The sequence below is a fragment of the Afipia sp. MLSD5-FHT05B12 genome (assembly GCF_058793355.1).
Genome location: NZ_JBXAFS010000036.1, coordinates 1 through 15,949, shown reverse-complemented (window position 1 = coordinate 15,949; position 15,949 = coordinate 1). Strand labels below are relative to the sequence as shown.

The window sequence follows — 15,949 nt, the reverse complement described above, 5'->3', positions numbered from 1 at the left end:
GCCTTCGGAGGTGCCGCGATGGGGGCCGGCGCAGCGGGCGCTGCTTCGGGCGCTGGATCGCCGGCAAGGCGGCGCTTGGTTTTCTTCTCGACCACCACCTGCTTGGTGCGGCCGTGACTGAAACTCTGGCGCACGACGCCGGTCTCTGTGCGCGGCTTCAGCGACAGAGTTTTCGCACCGACGCTCAGCGGCTTATCGCCAGGATTCTTCGTATCAGCCATTCAACAGTCCCAATCTCGTTCGTTGCTCGCATGCCGCGTCTGACGGCAATGCCCTAGTTGTTCTGATCGATCCCGCCATCGTGATCGCCACCCGTCCCCCGAAATCGGGAGAGCGTCTGGCAACGTGCGAGGAAGGTCTTGCTTGCCGGGCCCGCGAGCAGGGCAGCATGTACCACATTTGCCCGCCCAAGTGCCAAATCCAATTCATCGGTGGTCAGGACGCTGATAACGGGAAAATCCGCTGATTCCGTGCCGTTTTCCCGCATTACGGCGGCCAATTTGGCATTCAGCTTGCGGATTCCGTCCGGAGCACCGTCGCTGGCGTGGATCAGGGCGACCGCCTGCCGCCCCTCGATGGCGCCTTCAACCTTGGAAAATCCTGAAGTGACCTGACCTGCTTTCGCGGCCATGGCGAGGGCTTCGGACACCCCCCGGACCATCATGCGCTCGACATCGTCGGCCAGGGTTTTCGACACCTGCACGTCACGCTTGAAGCTCCGCGCAAACACATTGCGCCGGGCGGCTTCAGCGACAGTGGCATGAGACAGCGACACCCATAGCCCGCGCCCCGGCAGCTTGCGCTTCAGGTCGGGAACGGTTTCACCGGTGGGGGAGAGGACGAAGCGGATCAGATCATCGATCGGCGCAACCTGCCGCGTGACCGCGCACATCCGCTCGGTCCCGGATTTTGTCCGGGGTCCGTTGTCGAGATCTGCGTGATCAGCGATGGCAAGCATGCGCGGGTCATTTCCTTTAGCTCTTGAAAAGCATGATGTTGTCCGAAAACCGCGTCACACTTTATGCCTGAGCCGAATGGTCTTCGGCGGGAGCCTCGTCGGCCGGCTTTGCGAGATCTGCTTCGGTGATCCAGCCGGCGACGACACGGGCCTGCATGATCAGGGCTTCCGCATCTTCGCGCGACGTCTCGTTGGCATCGAGAATGCCCGCGTGCTTGGTGATCTCGCCATCCTTGCGTTCCACCCAGCCGACCAGATCGTCGGTGGCGCAGCCGGCCAGATCCTCGACGGTCTTGATGTCGTTCTCGCCGAATTTCACAAGCATCTTGGCGGTTACGCCTGGCACAGTCGTCAAAGCGTCTTCCACGCCCAGTTCCTTTCGCTTCGCCTCGAGTTCTGCCTCGAGCTGTTCAAGATATTCGCGGGCACGGCTTTGCAGCTCGTTGGCGGTTTCCTCGTCGAAACCCTCGATGCTGGTGAGTTCCCGTGGATCCACCAGCGCCAGATCCTCGACCGAACCGAAGCCTTCGGACGCCAGCAACTGGCCGACGACTTCGTCGACGTTGAGGGCTTCCATGAAGACGCGGGTGGAATTTTCGAAGTCGGCCTGGCGGCGCTCCGATTCTTCCTGCTCGGTCAGAATGTCGATGTCCCAGCCGGTGAGCTGCGAAGCGAGACGCACGTTCTGCCCGCGGCGGCCGATCGCAAGGGATAGTTGGGTATCGGGCACCACGACTTCAATGCGCTCGCGGTCTTCGTCGATCACGACTTTCGCCACTTCGGCGGGCGCCAGCGCGTTGACGACGAAGGTTGCGATATCGGGCGACCACGGAATGATGTCGATCTTCTCGCCCTGCAATTCGTTCACCACGGCCTGCACGCGCGAGCCGCGCATACCGACGCAGGCGCCGACCGGATCGACCGAGGAGTCGCGCGAGATCACGCCGATCTTCGCGCGGGAACCCGGATCGCGGGCCACGGCCTTGATCTCGACGATGCCGTCATAGATTTCGGGAACTTCCTGCGCGAACAGCTTCGCCATGAACTGCGGATGGGTGCGGGACAGGAAGATCTGCGGTCCGCGGGTTTCGCGGCGGACATCGAAGATATAGGAGCGGACGCGGTCGCCATTGCGAAACACTTCGCGCGGCAGCATTTCGTCGCGCCGCACGATGGCTTCGCCGCGGCCGAGATCGACAATGACGCTGCCGTATTCGACGCGCTTGACGACACCGTTGACGATCTCGCCGATGCGATCCTTGAATTCCTGATACTGCCGGTCACGCTCGGCCTCACGAACCTTCTGCACGATGACCTGCTTGGCAGACTGGGCGGCGATGCGGCCATATTCCAGCGGAGGCAGCGTGTCGGCGATGGTGTCGCCGATCTGTGCGCCGGGATTGGCGCGCTGCGCATCCTTCAGCGAAATCTGGTTCGATGAGTTTTCGACCTGCTCGACAACAAGCATGTGGCGCGACAGCCGCAGCTCGCCCTTCTTGGCGTCGATCTCGGCATGCACGTCGGTCTCGGAGCCGTAGCGGGCGCGAGCCGCCTTGGCGATGGCGTCCTCCATCGCCGCGATCACGATCGAGCGGTCGATCGACTTTTCGCGTGCGACGGCGTCGGCGATCTGCAGCAATTCGAGTTTATTGGCGCTGACAGCGGCCATGGCTCAGTCTCCTTCGTGGTGGTCCGATATGCCTGCGCGCTTTTTCTTTTCGGCGGCGAGGCGGTGTTCCTTGGTGTTCTTGGGCTTGGGCTTCGGTTTCGGCTTGAAGCTTTTCGATATCGGAAGTTCGGCCCGGGCCTTCTTCGCATGCTCGGGCGGAGGCGGCGCAAGGCCCAGATCTTCACGTATTTCGCGTGCCGCCGATTTGCCCCGGCGCATGGATTCCGCGATCAGCTCGTCGGTCAGAACAAGATTCGCGCTGGCGATATCTTCCATTGTCAGCAGCACACTGGGGTCCTGATCGGCGCGCACGTCGTCGCGAATAATTCGGATGCCGTTGCCCTCGACGCCGCCAAGCTTTCCGCGAAAACGCTTGCGGCCTTCATGCGGCACGCCCATTTCGATTTTCACCAGATGACCGGCGTAGCGCTCGAAATCGGTGCGGCGGACCAGCGGCCGGTCGATGCCGGGCGATGAAATTTCCAGCCGGTAAGCGCGCTGGATCGGATCGGCGATGTCCATGACCGGCGACAACGCTTTCGAGATCGCCTCGCAATCCTCGATCAGCATGGTGCCGTCGGGCCGCTCCGCCATGATCTGCACCGTGCAGCCGGCTTCGGCCGTGACCTTGATCCGCACCAGCCGGTAGCCCATGCCCTGCAACACCGGCGTTGCAACCGCGGACACACGCGCGCCGACGCCTGGCTCGACCACGAGGCGCGGTTCGGCAAGCAGTTCGGTGTCAACGGCAACGTCGGCAGGGTCGCTCATATCCAGGGTCAAAAGTGCTCTTATGGTTGTCGGCCCGCCGCTGCGTGCGGCAGCGGCCATCAGGTAATAAAAAAGAGCGGGTCCCGCGGGGCCCACTCTCCTACGTGTGCGTATGAGAATTTATCAGTTGCGGCGGATATAGACGTTTTTGGCCTGTGCGGCAAGGGCTTCCCGCGAGGCCGGAACGATTGCGGAACCCGTTTTGTGGCCGGCAAAGCGCCGATTTGTTGAAAGAGCGTATGGTCTTATGGCCAAATTGCCGGCATCCGGACGTCAGCACCGCCGCATTTAACGCATCTGTCCTCAAAGCGACCCTTCCGGCTAACCGTTCGTTCATCTGGCGTAACCTACAGTCCCAAATGCTTCTGGGCCTGCGGTAAAACCGCCGTGCCAGCTGCAACCAGAGATGCGCATGGCAGCTGCCTTTTCCCTGATTCCGGAGCTCGATGAGATCGTCAAAAACGGCACCGCTGAAAAGCGGGCGGCGGCGATTGAGCGGATTTCCGACCTTTTTCTGCAAGGTGCGGCGCATTTCGAGACCCAGCATATCGCGCTGTTCGACGACATTCTGGTCGGGCTGGTGCCGGCCACCGAAATCGAGACGCGCGTGGAGCTGGCGGAGCGGCTGTCCAAGTTGGATAACGCCCCGCCGACGCTGGTGAAGCAACTGGCCCGCGAAAACGAAATCAAGATCGCCGGTCCGATCCTGAGCCGGTCGCCGCTGCTCGACGATCCCACGCTCGTTGAAATCGCGCGCGCCAAGGGCCAGGAACATCTGGCGGCGATTTCGGGGCGCCCGGCGCTGTCTCCGTCCGTGACCGATGTGATCGTCCGCCGCGGTGACCGCGAAGTTGTGCGCAGCGTGGCGGCCAACACCGGTGCGGAATTCTCCGAGTCCGGCTATTCGGGGCTGGTCAAGCGCGCCACCGACGATGGCATGCTGGCGCTGACTGTCGGCCAGCGCGAGGATCTTCCGACGGCGTCGCTGAAACAGCTGCTGGCAAAGTCAGTCGATCTCGTCCGCCGCCGAATGTTTGATTCGGCGAAGCCGAAGCAGAAGGCGGCGATCAATCAGGCGATGATCGAGATTTCCGGCGCGCCGAAAACGCAGCCGCAGACGCGGGATTTCGAGCCGGCCCAGCGCGCCATTCTGGCGCTGCATCAGGCGGGAGAGCTTAACGAGGCGGCACTGCTTGGCTTCGCCAGGCAGCACAAATACGAGGAATCGGTCGCTGCGCTCGCGGCGTTGACAGGCATGCGGCTGTCGGTGGTGCATCAATTGATGCTTGGCGATCGCTACGACCCCATTCTGCTTCTTGGAAAATCCATCGGGCTGGAATGGGCGACGGTGAGGGCTCTGGTGGTGCTGCGTCTGGGACCGGGGCGTGTGCCTTCCGGGCCGGACATCGAAGAAGCCCGCATCAACTATGAGCGCTTGTCGCCCGCGACGGCGCAGCGCGTTCTGACCTTCTGGCGGCTGCGCGACAAGGGTTTGTCGGCCTAGGCGCCTGCGCGCCGAAAGATGAGATAGACGGCCTTGCGTCCTTCGCGGTCAGCCTTTTTCCCATAACGTGTCATCGTGTAATTCGGCCACGGCAAACGCCAATCATCGGCCCGCTCCGCTGTCCAGACGAAGTCCGCGGAGCGCTGCATGTGCATCAAGGTCCATGCACAGTAGTCGTCGATGTCGCAGACGAAGCGAAACTCGCCGTTTCTTTTGAGGATGCGCGACATCCCGGCGACGGTTGCATCCTGCACGAAGCGGCGCTTCCAGTGCCGCCGCTTCGGCCACGGATCGGGATGAATGAGATCGATACGCGCAAAGCTCGACGGTTGAGCCCAGGCAAGAAGCTCGGCCGCGTCGCCTGCGAACAGGCGGATATTCCCGATATTATGCGCCTCGATCTGCGCAAGAATTTTCGCCATGCCGTTGACGTAGGGTTCGCAGCCGATGAAGCCGGTCCGCGGAAACGCGAGCGCCTCCGCGATCAGGTGTTCACCGCCGCCGAATCCGATCTCGAGGCGCATCTCGTCGACAGGCGCCTGGAACAGCGAAGCTGGATCGGAGGCATCCGCGCGACCCAGATCCAGCGCGAGATGCGGCAGAAGATTTTCGATCAGGTCGGCCTGGTGATTGCGGAGCTTGTGTCCCTTGCGCCGGCCGAAAAACGAACCGTGACCGTGTTCGACATTTTGTCCGCGTGATGGGGTCGTATCGTTCGCTGACATCGCGTTCACCGGCCTGAGCAATCCATCGTTTATCGCGGGGCGATCTGGCTGAAATCGTTCATGGAGGCGACTGGCGCCCCTGCCGGTCCGTGCGCTCGTGAGTGCCCGCAAGCCTATGTGGGGTCGGCCTGTTCGCGCGCGGCCATCTGCTCGACGAGTTCCACAATGCTGCGGCGGAGCTTGGCATCTGTAATTCGCGTGAAAGCACGGGTCAGCGCCAGCCCCTCGGAGGTTGCGAGAAAATCCGAAACATAGGCGGGGGACTGCGCCTCGCTCAATCCTGCCAGCGCGTTCGGGCCGGCCGGGCCGCCTTCGAACAAGAAGGAGACCGGCACCTGAAGAATATCCGAGATTTGCTGCAGCCGGCTTGCGCCGATGCGGTTGGTGCCCTTCTCGTATTTCTGCACCTGCTGGAATGTCAGGCCGAGCGCTTCGCCGAGTTTTTCCTGGCTCATGCCAAGCATGATCCGGCGCATGCGCACGCGGCTGCCAACATACTTGTCAACAGGATTGGGCGCCTTGGTCGTCATCTACAAGCTCCGCGTCATCGGCATGGTTTGGAAACGATGGTGAACCTGTCCGCGATGACTGAACCGGAATACGCTTCTTGCGCCAGCATCGTCAAATCCTTGTCGCGTCTGTGATGAAGAATTTAGGTTAAACCCTGTGACCGCATTGAGGCCAATTGACCCCCTCGAAGTGCGTTCGACGTCTGGACAGATGTCCAGAAATACCGCGCACCGGAACAGATACTGTGATGTCAGGACTTTTGTTTCGCGCGGCGGCGAATGACGATGACGGTCGACAATGCGACCGCCAGCGCCACCGGCATATCCCGAACGCGCGAGAACAACGTCGGTGCCGTTGGCTTGGGCAAGGCTGAATCGAGTACGCCCTCGGCGCCAAGTCCCAGTTGCGCAACGATGCGGCCGAACGGATCGATCACGGCGGAGATGCCTGTGTTCGCGGAGCGGACGATGGGAAGACCCTCTTCAACGGCCCGCAAGCGGGCCTGTTGCAGATGCTGGTAGGGGCCCGTCGAGATGCCGAACCATCCGTCGTTGGTCAGGTTGACGATCCAGCCGGGACGGTCATCGCCCGGAACGATGTCGCCCGGGAAGATCGCCTCGTAGCAGATCAAGGGCAACATGCGTGGTGCATTCGGCACCGCCATGGTCCGCCGCCGGTCGCCCGGAATGAACCCGCCGCGCACCTTGGTGATCTGCACGAAGCCGAGTTTTTCCATCGCGGACTGGAACGGCAGGTATTCGCCGAATGGAACCAGATGCAGCTTGTCGTACATCGACAGGATGGTTCCATCGTGATCGATGACATAAATCGAATTGTAGGCACGCGTGATTTGCGTTCCGGCGGGCTGATCGGGCGGGCGGATCGCACCGGTGACCAGCACCGTACCCGGCGGCAGCAGGTTCGCGATCTGCGCCATGGCGTCGGCCTCGCGCGTCAGGAAAAACGGAAACGCAGATTCTGGCCAGATCAGGATGGTGGAGTCGCGCACGCCGCTGGACTGCGGGCCGGTCGCGCGATCCGACAGCGACAGATACTTGTCCATCACCATCTGCTTCGCAGCGTAGTTGAACTTCACATCCTGCTGCAGGTTCGGCTGCATCAGCCGCAGTTTCACCTTGTCGGCGAATTGCGTCGGCCGGCTCGCAAGCCTGACCGCGCCGTAGCCGCCCATCGCGGCAAGCACGAGCAGCGAAGCAACGAGCGGGACCCACGGACGGCGCGTGACGTGCGGGTCGTCAATCAGAACCGCGGGAGATGCGAATACGGCGACAGCGATAAACGTCAAACCCCACAGCCCGACCAGCGAGGCGCTTTGCGCGAGCGCCAGCGGTTCGGTCAGGGCATAGCCGAATGCATTCCAGGGAAAGCCGGTCAGGATATGTCCGCGCAGCCATTCGCTGGCCGTGAGCGCGCAGGCGAGACTCAGAATGCGAAACGAATCCGGCGTCCAGATCAGCCTTGCGAGCGCGAAGCCGAAGGCCATGAACAGCGCCAGCCCCGCCGGCAAGCCCATGACCGCGACCGGAAGCAGCCAGGCGAAGGTCTGCGCATCGACGAGGAAGGCGTACCCGACCCAATAGAGTCCCGCGAGGAAATAGCCGAAGCCGAACCACCAGCCGGTCAGCGCTGCGGCGGGAATGCCGCCGAGGCGTCCAGCGCCCGCGCCGTCGATCAGCCAGACCGCGGCCGGAATTGTCAGGAACAAAACCGGCCACGCGTTGAAGGGCGCCATCGCCAGTGCCGACAGAGCGCCCGCGACGAGCGCGATCATCGCGCGCTTCCATCCCCATGACAGGATGATGCCGGAGATGAGTACGCGGGAGGATGTCATCGATTGCCGGCGCCGTCGCTGGATGAAGCCGGATTGGTGTTGTCGTTGGCCTGGGCCTGCGCGGCATCGTTCGCAGCTTCCCTGCGGCGCAACTCCCGATGACGCAGATTGGAGCGATCCTTCTGCGTTCCGATCCGCACGCGCTTGACGCGCCGGGGATCGGCGTCGAGTACTTCGATCTCGAAGTCGCCCGGTCCCGAAATGATTTCACCGCGCACCGGCAGGCGGCCGACCTGAGTGACGAGATAGCCGCCGAGCGTATCGACATCCTCGCCCGCTTCGCCGGTGTCGAACTCCTCTCCGACCACGGATTGCACATCTTCAAGGCTGGCGCGCGCGTCGGCGATAAAGGACCCGTCGGATTGCCGGACCACGGACGGCGTCTCGTCGCTGTCGTGCTCATCGTCAATCTCACCGACCACCTGTTCGACGATATCCTCGATCGATACCAGGCCGTCGGTGCCGCCATACTCGTCGACGACCAGGGCCAGATGGATGCGCGTCGCCTGCATCTGCGCCAGCAAGTCGATGGCCGGCATTGATGGTGGAACGTAGATCAGCTTGCGCATGATGTTGGCCTCGGACAACTTCATGCGCAGATCGACCGAGCGCAGATCGAGTCCCGCCGGGAACGGCTTCTTGCGCTTGGCGTTGACCTCATCGGCCACCTTCGCCTTCGAGGTCATGAATGCGAGCAGGTCGCGGATATGAACGAAGCCCTCAGGGTCGTCGAGAGTGTCGTTGTAGACCACGAGACGCGAATGAGCGGCGCTTTCGAACAGGCTCATCAGCTCGCCCAGTGAAATATCCCGCTTGACCGCGACGATATCGCCGCGCGGCACCATGACATCGGCAATGCGCCGTTCATGCAGGCCCAGGATATTGCGCAGCATGGTGCGCTCGATCGTGGTGAAGCTGGTTTCATCCGGGGCGGTGGCGTCAAGCACCACCTGAAGGTCTGCGCGGGCCGATCCTGCTTTCCATCCGAACAGCGTGCGCAGTGCGCGGATAAGCCATAGCTCCGACGACGGGCGCAGCACCTCGACCTGCTGGACGGGCACCGGCAGATTGCCCGGTCGCGGCGTCTCGGAGGGATCGCTGTCGGATTTGTCGGCTAGGGAGCTGGGCACTTTAGTTCACCTGATCGTCATGCGCGTAAGGATCGGGGATCCCGAGCTGCGCAAGAATATCACGCTCGAGACCTTCCATGATCTCGGCGTCGTTATCGTTTTCGTGATCGTAGCCGATCAGATGCAGGAAGCCATGCACCGCCAGATGGCTGAGATGGTGATCGAACAGCTTGTGTTCGGCGTCAGCTTCGCTGCGCGTGGTCTCGTAGGAGATTGCAATATCACCGAGCATGCGCGGCGCGTCGCCATCGGCGCGCTCCGATTGCAGCGCAGGAAATGACAGTACGTTGGTCGGCTTGTCGATGTCGCGCCAGTTCTTGTTGAGGATGCGAATGCCGGCATCATCGGTCAGCATGATCGCAAGCTCGGCGTCGGCCGTATCGGCGTCGACCATCGTGGCCGCTGTTTCGATAGCGCGATGGATCGTCGTCTCCACGCCGCTTTCGCGGTTCCAGCAGTCGGCCGTGACAAGCACCTCGGTCGCGGGAATGTTGGCGGACGTCATGTCAAAAATCTTGGTTGCAATTAGCGCTCGGCCTGTTCGGGTTCATTGATGTGCATCAAGGCTTGCCGGTGCCGGATTGCTTCGGCACGCCTTCATACGCGGCGACGATCCGCGCCACCAGTTCATGACGGATTACGTCCTGAGCCTGGAATCTCACCTGAGCTATGCCTTCGACCCCGTCGAGCAGCTTGGCGGCTTCCGCCAGCCCCGATGGCTGGCCGTTGGGCAGGTCGACCTGGCTCGGATCGCCGGTGATGATCATGCGGCTGTTCTCGCCGAGACGCGTCAGGAACATCTTCATCTGCATCGATGTGGTATTTTGCGCCTCATCCAGAATGATAGCCGCGTTGGTCAGGGTGCGGCCACGCATAAAGGCCAGCGGCGCGATTTCGATCTCGCCGCTTTGCAGGCCGCGCTCGACAATGCGCGAGTCCATCAGATCATACAGTGCGTCGTAGATCGGCCTTAAGTATGGATCGACCTTTTCACGCATGTCGCCGGGCAGAAATCCAAGCCGTTCGCCTGCCTCCACAGCGGGCCGCGACAGGATGATGCGGTCGACTTCCTTGCGCTCGAACAATTGACAAGCCTGCGCCACGGCGAGCCATGTCTTGCCGGTGCCGGCGGGGCCGATGCCGAACACCAGTTCATGCCGCTTCAGCGCGCGAATGTAGGAGTCCTGCGCGGCGGTGCGCGCACGCACCGGACGCTTGCGCAGATTGATTTCCTCGAACTGCGACTTGGCGGTCTTTGGATCGAATTCGAACAGCGAGCCTTGCGCGATCACGGCGCGGATGGCGCCTTCGACATCGCCCTGAGCGATATCGTGTCCGCGGACCGCCTGTTCGTAGAGCATTTCAAGCACGCGCCGCGCGGCGTCGCAGCCGTCGCGCGATCCGGCGACGGTGATGTGATTGCCGCGCGAGTCGGCGACGACGCCGAGACGGCGCTCGATCAAAGCAAGATTTTGTCCGTAGGGACCGACCAGTGCGGAGGCCGCGCCGTTGTCATCGAAGGCGACAACGATCTGGGCTTCGTGCGGTGTTGGAATGTCTCGGTCGTTTTTGCGGCCAGGGGCGAGTGTCGGCGAATCCGATGCGCTTTTTGGCAAGGGTTCAGGCTCCGGTGGTCATGGCTGACGAGGAAGTATTGGCGGGCTGGGAGGTTTTAAGTGACGGGACGGGGGAAGCGGCTGTATCGGCGAGTGCGCCGATCAGGCTGTAACGCTCGAGGCTGTCGACGGCGACGGGCAGCACCTGGCCGATAATGTCGGGCGACGCCATGACGTGAGCGGGTTGCAGGTAAGCGGTGCGGCCGACGATCTGACCGGGATTGCGCGCAGCGCGCTCGAACAGCACGTCGACCGTCTTGCCGATCACTGCCGCGTTGAAGGCAGCCTGCTGGCTGTCGATCAACTCCTGGAGCAGCGCCAATCGCTCGTCCATCACCTTGTTCTGTACAGATACGGTCGTGACCGTCTCCTGCATGTCCGCGGCCGGTGTTCCGGGCCGGGGCGAATACTTGAACGAATAGGCGCCAGCGTAGCTGATTTGGCGAACCAGCGCGAGTGTTGCGGAAAAATCTTCCTCGGTTTCACCAGGAAAACCGACAATAAAATCCGATGAAAATGCAATGTCTTCGCGCACCTTGCGGAACCGCTCCACGGTGCGGACGTAATCGGCGGCGGTATGCTTGCGGTTCATCGCTTCCAGAATGCGGTCGGAGCCGGATTGCACCGGCAGATGCACGAACGGCATGACGGCGGGAATATCCCGGTGGGCTTCGATCAGCGCGTCGTCGACATCGCGGGGATGGCTGGTCGAGTAGCGCAGCCGCACGATGCCCGGCACGTCCGCGAGCCGGTGAAGAAGCCTGCCGAGCGACCAAGGCTCGCTATTGCCGCCGTCGCCATGAAACGCGTTGACGTTCTGGCCGATCAGCGTGATCTCGCGCACGCCGTTGTCCGCGAGGCGCTTCACGTCGTCGACGATGCGCGCCACCGGACGCGACACCTCCATGCCGCGCGTATAAGGCACCACGCAGAAGGTGCAGAACTTGTCACAGCCTTCCTGCACTGTGACGAAGGACGAGATTCCCCGCGCGCGGATTGCCGCCGGTTTCGGATCTGGCAATGCCGCGAACTTGTCCTCGACCGGAAATTCCGTCTCGACGGCGCGGCCATCGGTCTTCGCTTTCGCCAGCAGTTGCGGCAGATGATGATAGCTCTGCGGGCCGACCACGACATCGACGACAGGTGCGCGGCGGATGATCTCGCTGCCTTCGGCCTGCGCGACGCATCCGGCCACCGCGATCTTCATCTCGCGGCCATTGCGTGCGGCCTCAATCTTGGCGGTGCGCAGGCGTCCAAGTTCCGAATAGACTTTCTCGGATGCTTTCTCGCGGATGTGACATGTGTTGAGGATCACAAGATCGGCGTCGTCGGCGCTGGCCGTTTCGACGAATCCCTCAGGCGCGAGCGTGTCTACCATGCGCTGCGCATCGTAGACATTCATCTGACAGCCGTATGACTTGATGTGCAGCTTGCGCGGCGCGGTCATCGAAACCTTGGGTCTGGCGGCGCTCCGGGCCGCTCTCTCGCGCTTCAGATATAGATAAAGGGCGGCGAAATCCAGCGATTGCGCCGCCTCCGTGGCGCCCAAAACCGCTCTAAATGGCTGTTATTTCAGCATGATCGAGGTTCCGCGCGATCAGGCCGGGCAATTCGCGCATGTCGCCGATGACAATGGCGGCGCCCGCCACCCTCAGCCGGTCTGCGTCGCCGGGCCGGCAGTGGCTGCCGCCGGTAAATCCGACCACGGTCATACCGGCGGCGTGCGCGGCAGTGGCGCCGGGCACGCTGTCCTCGATCACGACGCATCGTGCCGGCGGCGTATTCATCTGTGCTGCGGCAAACAGAAACAGGTCCGGCGCGGGCTTGCCGCGCTCGACCTGCATCGCGGAGAACAGGTGCGGGTCGAAGCGGCCGAGCAGCCCGGTGGTGCCGAGGCTGCTTCGAATTCGGGTCGGTGTGCCGGACGACGCCACACAGATGCGCTGGGATAATCGATCCAGCGTTTCGAAGATGTGTGGAACGGGCGCCAGTTGCTCGCCGAACACGCGGTCGATCGTCGCCCTCAGTTGCGCCGTATAGGAATCGGGAAAAGCGCGGCCAAGTTCGGTTTCAACTTCAAGCCGTGCCTCGCGCGCCGAACGCCCGAGGAAACGCTCATGCACCTGCGCGGCGGAGATCGTGTAGCCGTGCTCCGTCAGCACCTCGGCATGGACCACGCACGCCAGCGCTTCGCTGTCGACGAGTACGCCGTCGCAATCGAAGATGACGAGGCCGAAAGGAGACGGTGTACTCAAGACTTGTCGTCGTCCCGAGTCTTTTCGTCCAATGGCACGCAATAAAGCTCCAGCCGGTGATCGACCAGCTTGTAGCCGAGCTTGCGCGCGATTTCGGTCTGGAGCTTTTCGATTTCTTCGGAGGTGAATTCGATCACCTTGCCGTCGCGCAGGTTGATGAGATGGTCGTGATGGCTCTCCGGCACCTGCTCGTAGCGGGCGCGGCCCTCGCGGAAATCATGACGTTCGATGATGCCGGCGTCCTCGAACAGCTTGACGGTGCGATAGACCGTCGAAATCGAAATCTTGTCATCGACCGCGACGCAGCGCCGGTAAAGTTCCTCGACGTCGGGATGGTCCATGGCCTCGGCGAGCACGCGCGCGATGACACGGCGCTGGTCGGTCATGCGCATGCCGGCTGCGGCGCAGCGCTTCTCGATATCCGTATGCTTGCCTGTGGGCATGGATTTCAGAGCTGTCATGACAGGTCCCGGTATGCGCTAGTGTCCTGAATCCGAAATTCGCCTGCTTTTGCGGCGCGTTCCATAGCGAACTTCGGATTCAAAAGGACACTAGAATCTATAGTTCTAGTGTGGTTTTGGTTCTCAAGTCCGCAAATGGACGTGCTGAGAAAATGTTGCGGACTTGCGAACCACCACACTAGCGTGTTTTGCCACCAGCCGCAGCTTACGACAAGTCTCGTTGCATCACCACGGCGTTCAATTGTTCGCCGCCGGCATCCTTGTAGTACCGTTCGCGGCGCCCGACGACGCGGAAGCCGGCGCGTTCATAAAGCGCTCGGGCAGGGCGGTTGTTTTCCTCGACTTCGAGAAACACGGTTTTCAGGCCATGCCCCGCGAGATGTCCGAGATGGGTGCGCAGCAGGTCGCGCGAGAAGCCGCGCCCGCGATGCTTTTGAGCCACCGCAACAGAGAGAATCTCCGCTTCGTCGGCGGCGGTCCGCGATACGATAAATCCGATGGTCGATCCGCCGAGCCGCAGCCGGTGAGCGAGGGCATTGCGCTCGATCAGGATCTGTTCGAATTCGTCCGTGCCCCAGCCGCGATGAAACGAGGCGCGATGCAATTGCGACAGCTGTGGCGCATCGCGAAGATTCGCAGGCTCGACCGTGGGGGCGGTGCGTCCGAACAGTTTCGGAAACATGCGGGACAGAAATGCGGGAACGCGCGGCATGGCTAGGCCCGGGTGTCCGGCAGCGCGTAGCCGGCTTTCGGCTTGGCGTCGGGCGCGCGCAGATAAAACGGCTTCGCCGGTGCGGAGCCAGGGTCAGTCGCCGCTCCGATCCATGCGACCCAGGTAATGTCAGGGCCCGGTCTTGGATCGACCAGCACGGGTGCCGGGACATTCCGCGGCCAGCGATCCGCCAGCAGTTGCGCCGCGTTGCCGACCATGCGCAACGCGCCAAAGCGCGACGCCGCGAAAGTATCCTCGATCGGCACTACCGCCGGCCGCATCAGGGCCGCTCCGTTGCCCGCGACGACCTGAAAGTAGACATGGTCATGCCGGGCATCGATCGCGGCGATGATCGGATGTTCCTGCTTTTCCGCGACCAGAGGCGCGACATAGGCCGACAGGGTGGTGAGGCCGATCACCGGCTTGTCGGCGGCAAGGCCGATGCCGCGCGCCGCCGAGATACCGACGCGCAGACCCGTAAAGCTGCCGGGGCCGGTGGTGACGGCGATGCGGTCGAGTTCGAGATAGCTCAGGCCCGACGCGGTCATGACGCGGGCGATCAGCGGCATCAGCGCCTCGGCATGGCCGCGCTTCATCTCCAGCGTTTCCTGCGCGATGACCGCTTTTGTAGCGGCATCCAGCACGGCGGCGGCGCAGAAATCCAGCGCGGTATCGATGGCGAGAACGATCATAGAGGTCAGTCTATCAAAGGCGTCTGCTGTTTTCTTTCCCTCTCCCCTTGTGGGAGAGGGTGGCGAAATCGAGCACGGCGAGATTGAGCCGGGTGAGGGGTATCAGGTTCGCTGCCGTATCCATACCCCTCACCCGCCCTCGTTGCACTCGGGCACCCTCTCCCACAAGGGGAGAGGGGAAAGAAGTGGCTCAAAACGTGGATGGCCGGGACATAGGCAAGCGGAAGCGACGCCGTTCTTCGAACGGCTATGCCCGGCCATGACAATTAAAGTATCGGAAGGATCCTAATAATCGGCCGATCACATCGGCCGGACTTCCACCACGTCCGGGATGAAGTGCTTCAGCAGGTTCTGAATGCCGTGCTTCAGTGTCGCCGTCGACGACGGGCAGCCCGCGCAGGAGCCCTTCATGTCGAGATAGACGATGCCGTCCTTGAACCCGCGGAAGGTGATGTCGCCGCCGTCGCCGGCGACCGCCGGGCGAATCCGGGTTTCAAGCAGATCCTTGATGACCGCGACCGTCTCGGTGTCGGCCTCGCTGAAGAATTCCTCGGCATGCGGCGCGTCGCCGTCGGCAACCTGGCCGTCGGCGAGCAGCGGCGCGCCGGACATGTAGTGTTCCATGATGGCGCCGAGAATCGCCGGCTTGAGGTGCTGCCAGTCGCTGTCGTCCTTGGTGACGGTCACGAAATCCGAGCCGTAGAAGACGCCGGTGACACCCGGCACACCGAACAGCCGTTCGGCGAGCGGGGAGCGGGTGGCGGAGTCACGGTCGGTGAATTCCATGGTGCCGCTGTCGAGCACGGCACGGCCGGGAATGAACTTCAGGGTCGCGGGATTGGGGGTCGCTTCGGTCTGGATAAACATTTGATTCTCCGGCGCATCGCCGGTTCAAGGCCGGCGCGAACAGGGTTGGGTGAACGGTTCCTATAGCACAAATGGCGCCTGAAACAGCCCGATCAAGGGTGCATGGCGGGTGTTCCGGGAGCGGAATCAGTTCCGGGCTGCCTCGCGAAAGCGGGGACGACATTGAATGTGAGGCGTCATCCTGAGGTGCGAGCCGCTTTTGCGGCGAGCCTCGAAGGATGCCTGGC

At 62.4% G+C, this 15,949-nt stretch carries 17 protein-coding genes; 1 reads left to right on the top strand and 16 read right to left on the bottom strand.

All coding sequences use genetic code 11. From position 1 onward, the window contains the following. The 4 genes from AC1Q6J_RS22780 to rimP form a co-directional block, all read right to left on the bottom strand. Nucleotides 1–221 (bottom strand): translation initiation factor IF-2 associated domain-containing protein (locus AC1Q6J_RS22780; RefSeq protein ID WP_492281423.1); only part of this gene is annotated, 221 nt, incomplete at its 3' end. A 53-nt stretch (nucleotides 222–274) separates the two neighbouring features. Next, nucleotides 275–958: an RNA-binding protein gene (locus AC1Q6J_RS22775; protein ID WP_492281422.1), complete on the bottom strand. Its 684-nt coding sequence runs from the start codon at nucleotides 956–958 to the stop codon at nucleotides 275–277. A 61-nt stretch (nucleotides 959–1,019) separates the two neighbouring features. After that, nucleotides 1,020–2,627, bottom strand: a complete 1,608-nt coding sequence (nusA, locus tag AC1Q6J_RS22770; protein ID WP_492281421.1) for a transcription termination factor NusA — start codon at nucleotides 2,625–2,627, stop codon at nucleotides 1,020–1,022. 3 nt (nucleotides 2,628–2,630) lie between these two features. After that, nucleotides 2,631–3,398, bottom strand: coding sequence for a ribosome maturation factor RimP (gene rimP / locus AC1Q6J_RS22765; RefSeq protein WP_492281420.1), 768 nt, complete (start codon nucleotides 3,396–3,398; stop codon nucleotides 2,631–2,633). A gap of 412 nt (nucleotides 3,399–3,810) precedes the next feature. Between rimP and AC1Q6J_RS22760 the strand changes: the two genes are divergently transcribed. After that, nucleotides 3,811–4,902 carry a DUF2336 domain-containing protein gene (locus AC1Q6J_RS22760; protein WP_492281419.1) on the top strand — a complete coding sequence of 364 codons (1,092 nt, stop codon included), beginning with the start codon at nucleotides 3,811–3,813 and terminating at the stop codon, nucleotides 4,900–4,902. On the opposite strand, the gene AC1Q6J_RS22755 is transcribed toward AC1Q6J_RS22760, so the two are convergent. The 12 genes from AC1Q6J_RS22755 to AC1Q6J_RS22700 all read right to left on the bottom strand — a co-directional run bounded on the left by AC1Q6J_RS22755 (nucleotide 4,899) and on the right by AC1Q6J_RS22700 (nucleotide 15,722). Beyond that, the gene (locus AC1Q6J_RS22755; RefSeq protein ID WP_492281418.1) at nucleotides 4,899–5,627 is read right to left on the bottom strand and encodes a tRNA (guanine(46)-N(7))-methyltransferase TrmB; all 729 of its coding nucleotides are present in this window, start codon (nucleotides 5,625–5,627) and stop codon (nucleotides 4,899–4,901) included. The genes AC1Q6J_RS22760 and AC1Q6J_RS22755 overlap by 4 nt on opposite strands. A 113-nt stretch (nucleotides 5,628–5,740) precedes the next feature. Continuing rightward, nucleotides 5,741–6,157 carry a helix-turn-helix domain-containing protein gene (locus AC1Q6J_RS22750; protein ID WP_492281417.1) on the bottom strand — a complete coding sequence of 139 codons (417 nt, stop codon included), beginning with the start codon at nucleotides 6,155–6,157 and terminating at the stop codon, nucleotides 5,741–5,743. Nucleotides 6,158–6,387: 230 nt separating this feature from the next. After that, on the bottom strand, nucleotides 6,388–7,989 hold the full coding sequence (gene lnt, locus AC1Q6J_RS22745; RefSeq protein WP_492281416.1) for an apolipoprotein N-acyltransferase: 1,602 nt from the start codon (nucleotides 7,987–7,989) through the stop codon (nucleotides 6,388–6,390). Then, complete coding sequence (locus AC1Q6J_RS22740; RefSeq protein ID WP_492281415.1) at nucleotides 7,986–9,119, bottom strand: hemolysin family protein; 1,134 nt, start codon at nucleotides 9,117–9,119, stop codon at nucleotides 7,986–7,988. Before AC1Q6J_RS22740 ends, lnt begins: the two co-directional genes overlap by 4 nt. A 1-nt stretch (nucleotide 9,120) precedes the next feature. After that, nucleotides 9,121–9,624 carry an rRNA maturation RNase YbeY gene (gene ybeY, locus AC1Q6J_RS22735; RefSeq protein WP_492281414.1) on the bottom strand — a complete coding sequence of 168 codons (504 nt, stop codon included), beginning with the start codon at nucleotides 9,622–9,624 and terminating at the stop codon, nucleotides 9,121–9,123. Between the two features lie 55 nt (nucleotides 9,625–9,679). Beyond that, a complete protein-coding gene (locus AC1Q6J_RS22730) occupies nucleotides 9,680–10,735 on the bottom strand; it encodes a PhoH family protein (protein ID WP_492281413.1) in 1,056 nt (351 codons plus the stop codon). Nucleotides 10,736–10,739: 4 nt separating this feature from the next. After that, a complete protein-coding gene (gene miaB / locus AC1Q6J_RS22725) occupies nucleotides 10,740–12,182 on the bottom strand; it encodes a tRNA (N6-isopentenyl adenosine(37)-C2)-methylthiotransferase MiaB (protein ID WP_492281412.1) in 1,443 nt (480 codons plus the stop codon). A 109-nt stretch (nucleotides 12,183–12,291) separates the two neighbouring features. After that, the gene (locus AC1Q6J_RS22720) at nucleotides 12,292–12,990 is read right to left on the bottom strand and encodes an HAD family hydrolase (RefSeq protein ID WP_492281411.1); all 699 of its coding nucleotides are present in this window, start codon (nucleotides 12,988–12,990) and stop codon (nucleotides 12,292–12,294) included. After that, nucleotides 12,987–13,451 (bottom strand): Fur family transcriptional regulator, encoded by a 465-nt coding sequence (locus AC1Q6J_RS22715; protein ID WP_492281410.1) that lies wholly within the window; start codon nucleotides 13,449–13,451, stop codon nucleotides 12,987–12,989. The genes AC1Q6J_RS22720 and AC1Q6J_RS22715 overlap by 4 nt, the downstream gene beginning before the upstream one ends. A 205-nt stretch (nucleotides 13,452–13,656) precedes the next feature. Continuing rightward, complete coding sequence (gene rimI, locus AC1Q6J_RS22710) at nucleotides 13,657–14,163, bottom strand: ribosomal protein S18-alanine N-acetyltransferase (RefSeq protein ID WP_492281409.1); 507 nt, start codon at nucleotides 14,161–14,163, stop codon at nucleotides 13,657–13,659. A gap of 2 nt (nucleotides 14,164–14,165) precedes the next feature. Further along, on the bottom strand, nucleotides 14,166–14,855 hold the full coding sequence (tsaB, locus tag AC1Q6J_RS22705; protein WP_492281408.1) for a tRNA (adenosine(37)-N6)-threonylcarbamoyltransferase complex dimerization subunit type 1 TsaB: 690 nt from the start codon (nucleotides 14,853–14,855) through the stop codon (nucleotides 14,166–14,168). A 300-nt stretch (nucleotides 14,856–15,155) separates the two neighbouring features. Then, nucleotides 15,156–15,722, bottom strand: coding sequence for a NifU family protein (locus AC1Q6J_RS22700; RefSeq protein WP_492281407.1), 567 nt, complete (start codon nucleotides 15,720–15,722; stop codon nucleotides 15,156–15,158). Between the last annotated feature and the right edge of the window lie 227 nt (nucleotides 15,723–15,949).

Excerpts from the sequence above, each read along its gene's own strand:
- AC1Q6J_RS22775 (WP_492281422.1), bottom strand. The coding sequence starts at position 958 with ATGCTTGCCATCGCTGATCACGCAGATCTCGACAACGGACCCCGGACA.
- nusA (WP_492281421.1), bottom strand. The coding sequence starts at position 2,627 with ATGGCCGCTGTCAGCGCCAATAAACTCGAATTGCTGCAGATCGCCGAC.
- rimP (WP_492281420.1), bottom strand. The coding sequence starts at position 3,398 with ATGAGCGACCCTGCCGACGTTGCCGTTGACACCGAACTGCTTGCCGAA.
- AC1Q6J_RS22760 (WP_492281419.1), top strand. The coding sequence starts at position 3,811 with ATGGCAGCTGCCTTTTCCCTGATTCCGGAGCTCGATGAGATCGTCAAA.
- AC1Q6J_RS22755 (WP_492281418.1), bottom strand. The coding sequence starts at position 5,627 with ATGTCAGCGAACGATACGACCCCATCACGCGGACAAAATGTCGAACAC.
- AC1Q6J_RS22750 (WP_492281417.1), bottom strand. The coding sequence starts at position 6,157 with ATGACGACCAAGGCGCCCAATCCTGTTGACAAGTATGTTGGCAGCCGC.
- lnt (WP_492281416.1), bottom strand. The coding sequence starts at position 7,989 with ATGACATCCTCCCGCGTACTCATCTCCGGCATCATCCTGTCATGGGGA.
- ybeY (WP_492281414.1), bottom strand. The coding sequence starts at position 9,624 with ATGACGTCCGCCAACATTCCCGCGACCGAGGTGCTTGTCACGGCCGAC.
- miaB (WP_492281412.1), bottom strand. The coding sequence starts at position 12,182 with ATGACCGCGCCGCGCAAGCTGCACATCAAGTCATACGGCTGTCAGATG.
- AC1Q6J_RS22715 (WP_492281410.1), bottom strand. The coding sequence starts at position 13,451 with ATGACAGCTCTGAAATCCATGCCCACAGGCAAGCATACGGATATCGAG.
- rimI (WP_492281409.1), bottom strand. The coding sequence starts at position 14,163 with ATGCCGCGCGTTCCCGCATTTCTGTCCCGCATGTTTCCGAAACTGTTC.
- tsaB (WP_492281408.1), bottom strand. The coding sequence starts at position 14,855 with ATGATCGTTCTCGCCATCGATACCGCGCTGGATTTCTGCGCCGCCGCC.
- AC1Q6J_RS22700 (WP_492281407.1), bottom strand. The coding sequence starts at position 15,722 with ATGTTTATCCAGACCGAAGCGACCCCCAATCCCGCGACCCTGAAGTTC.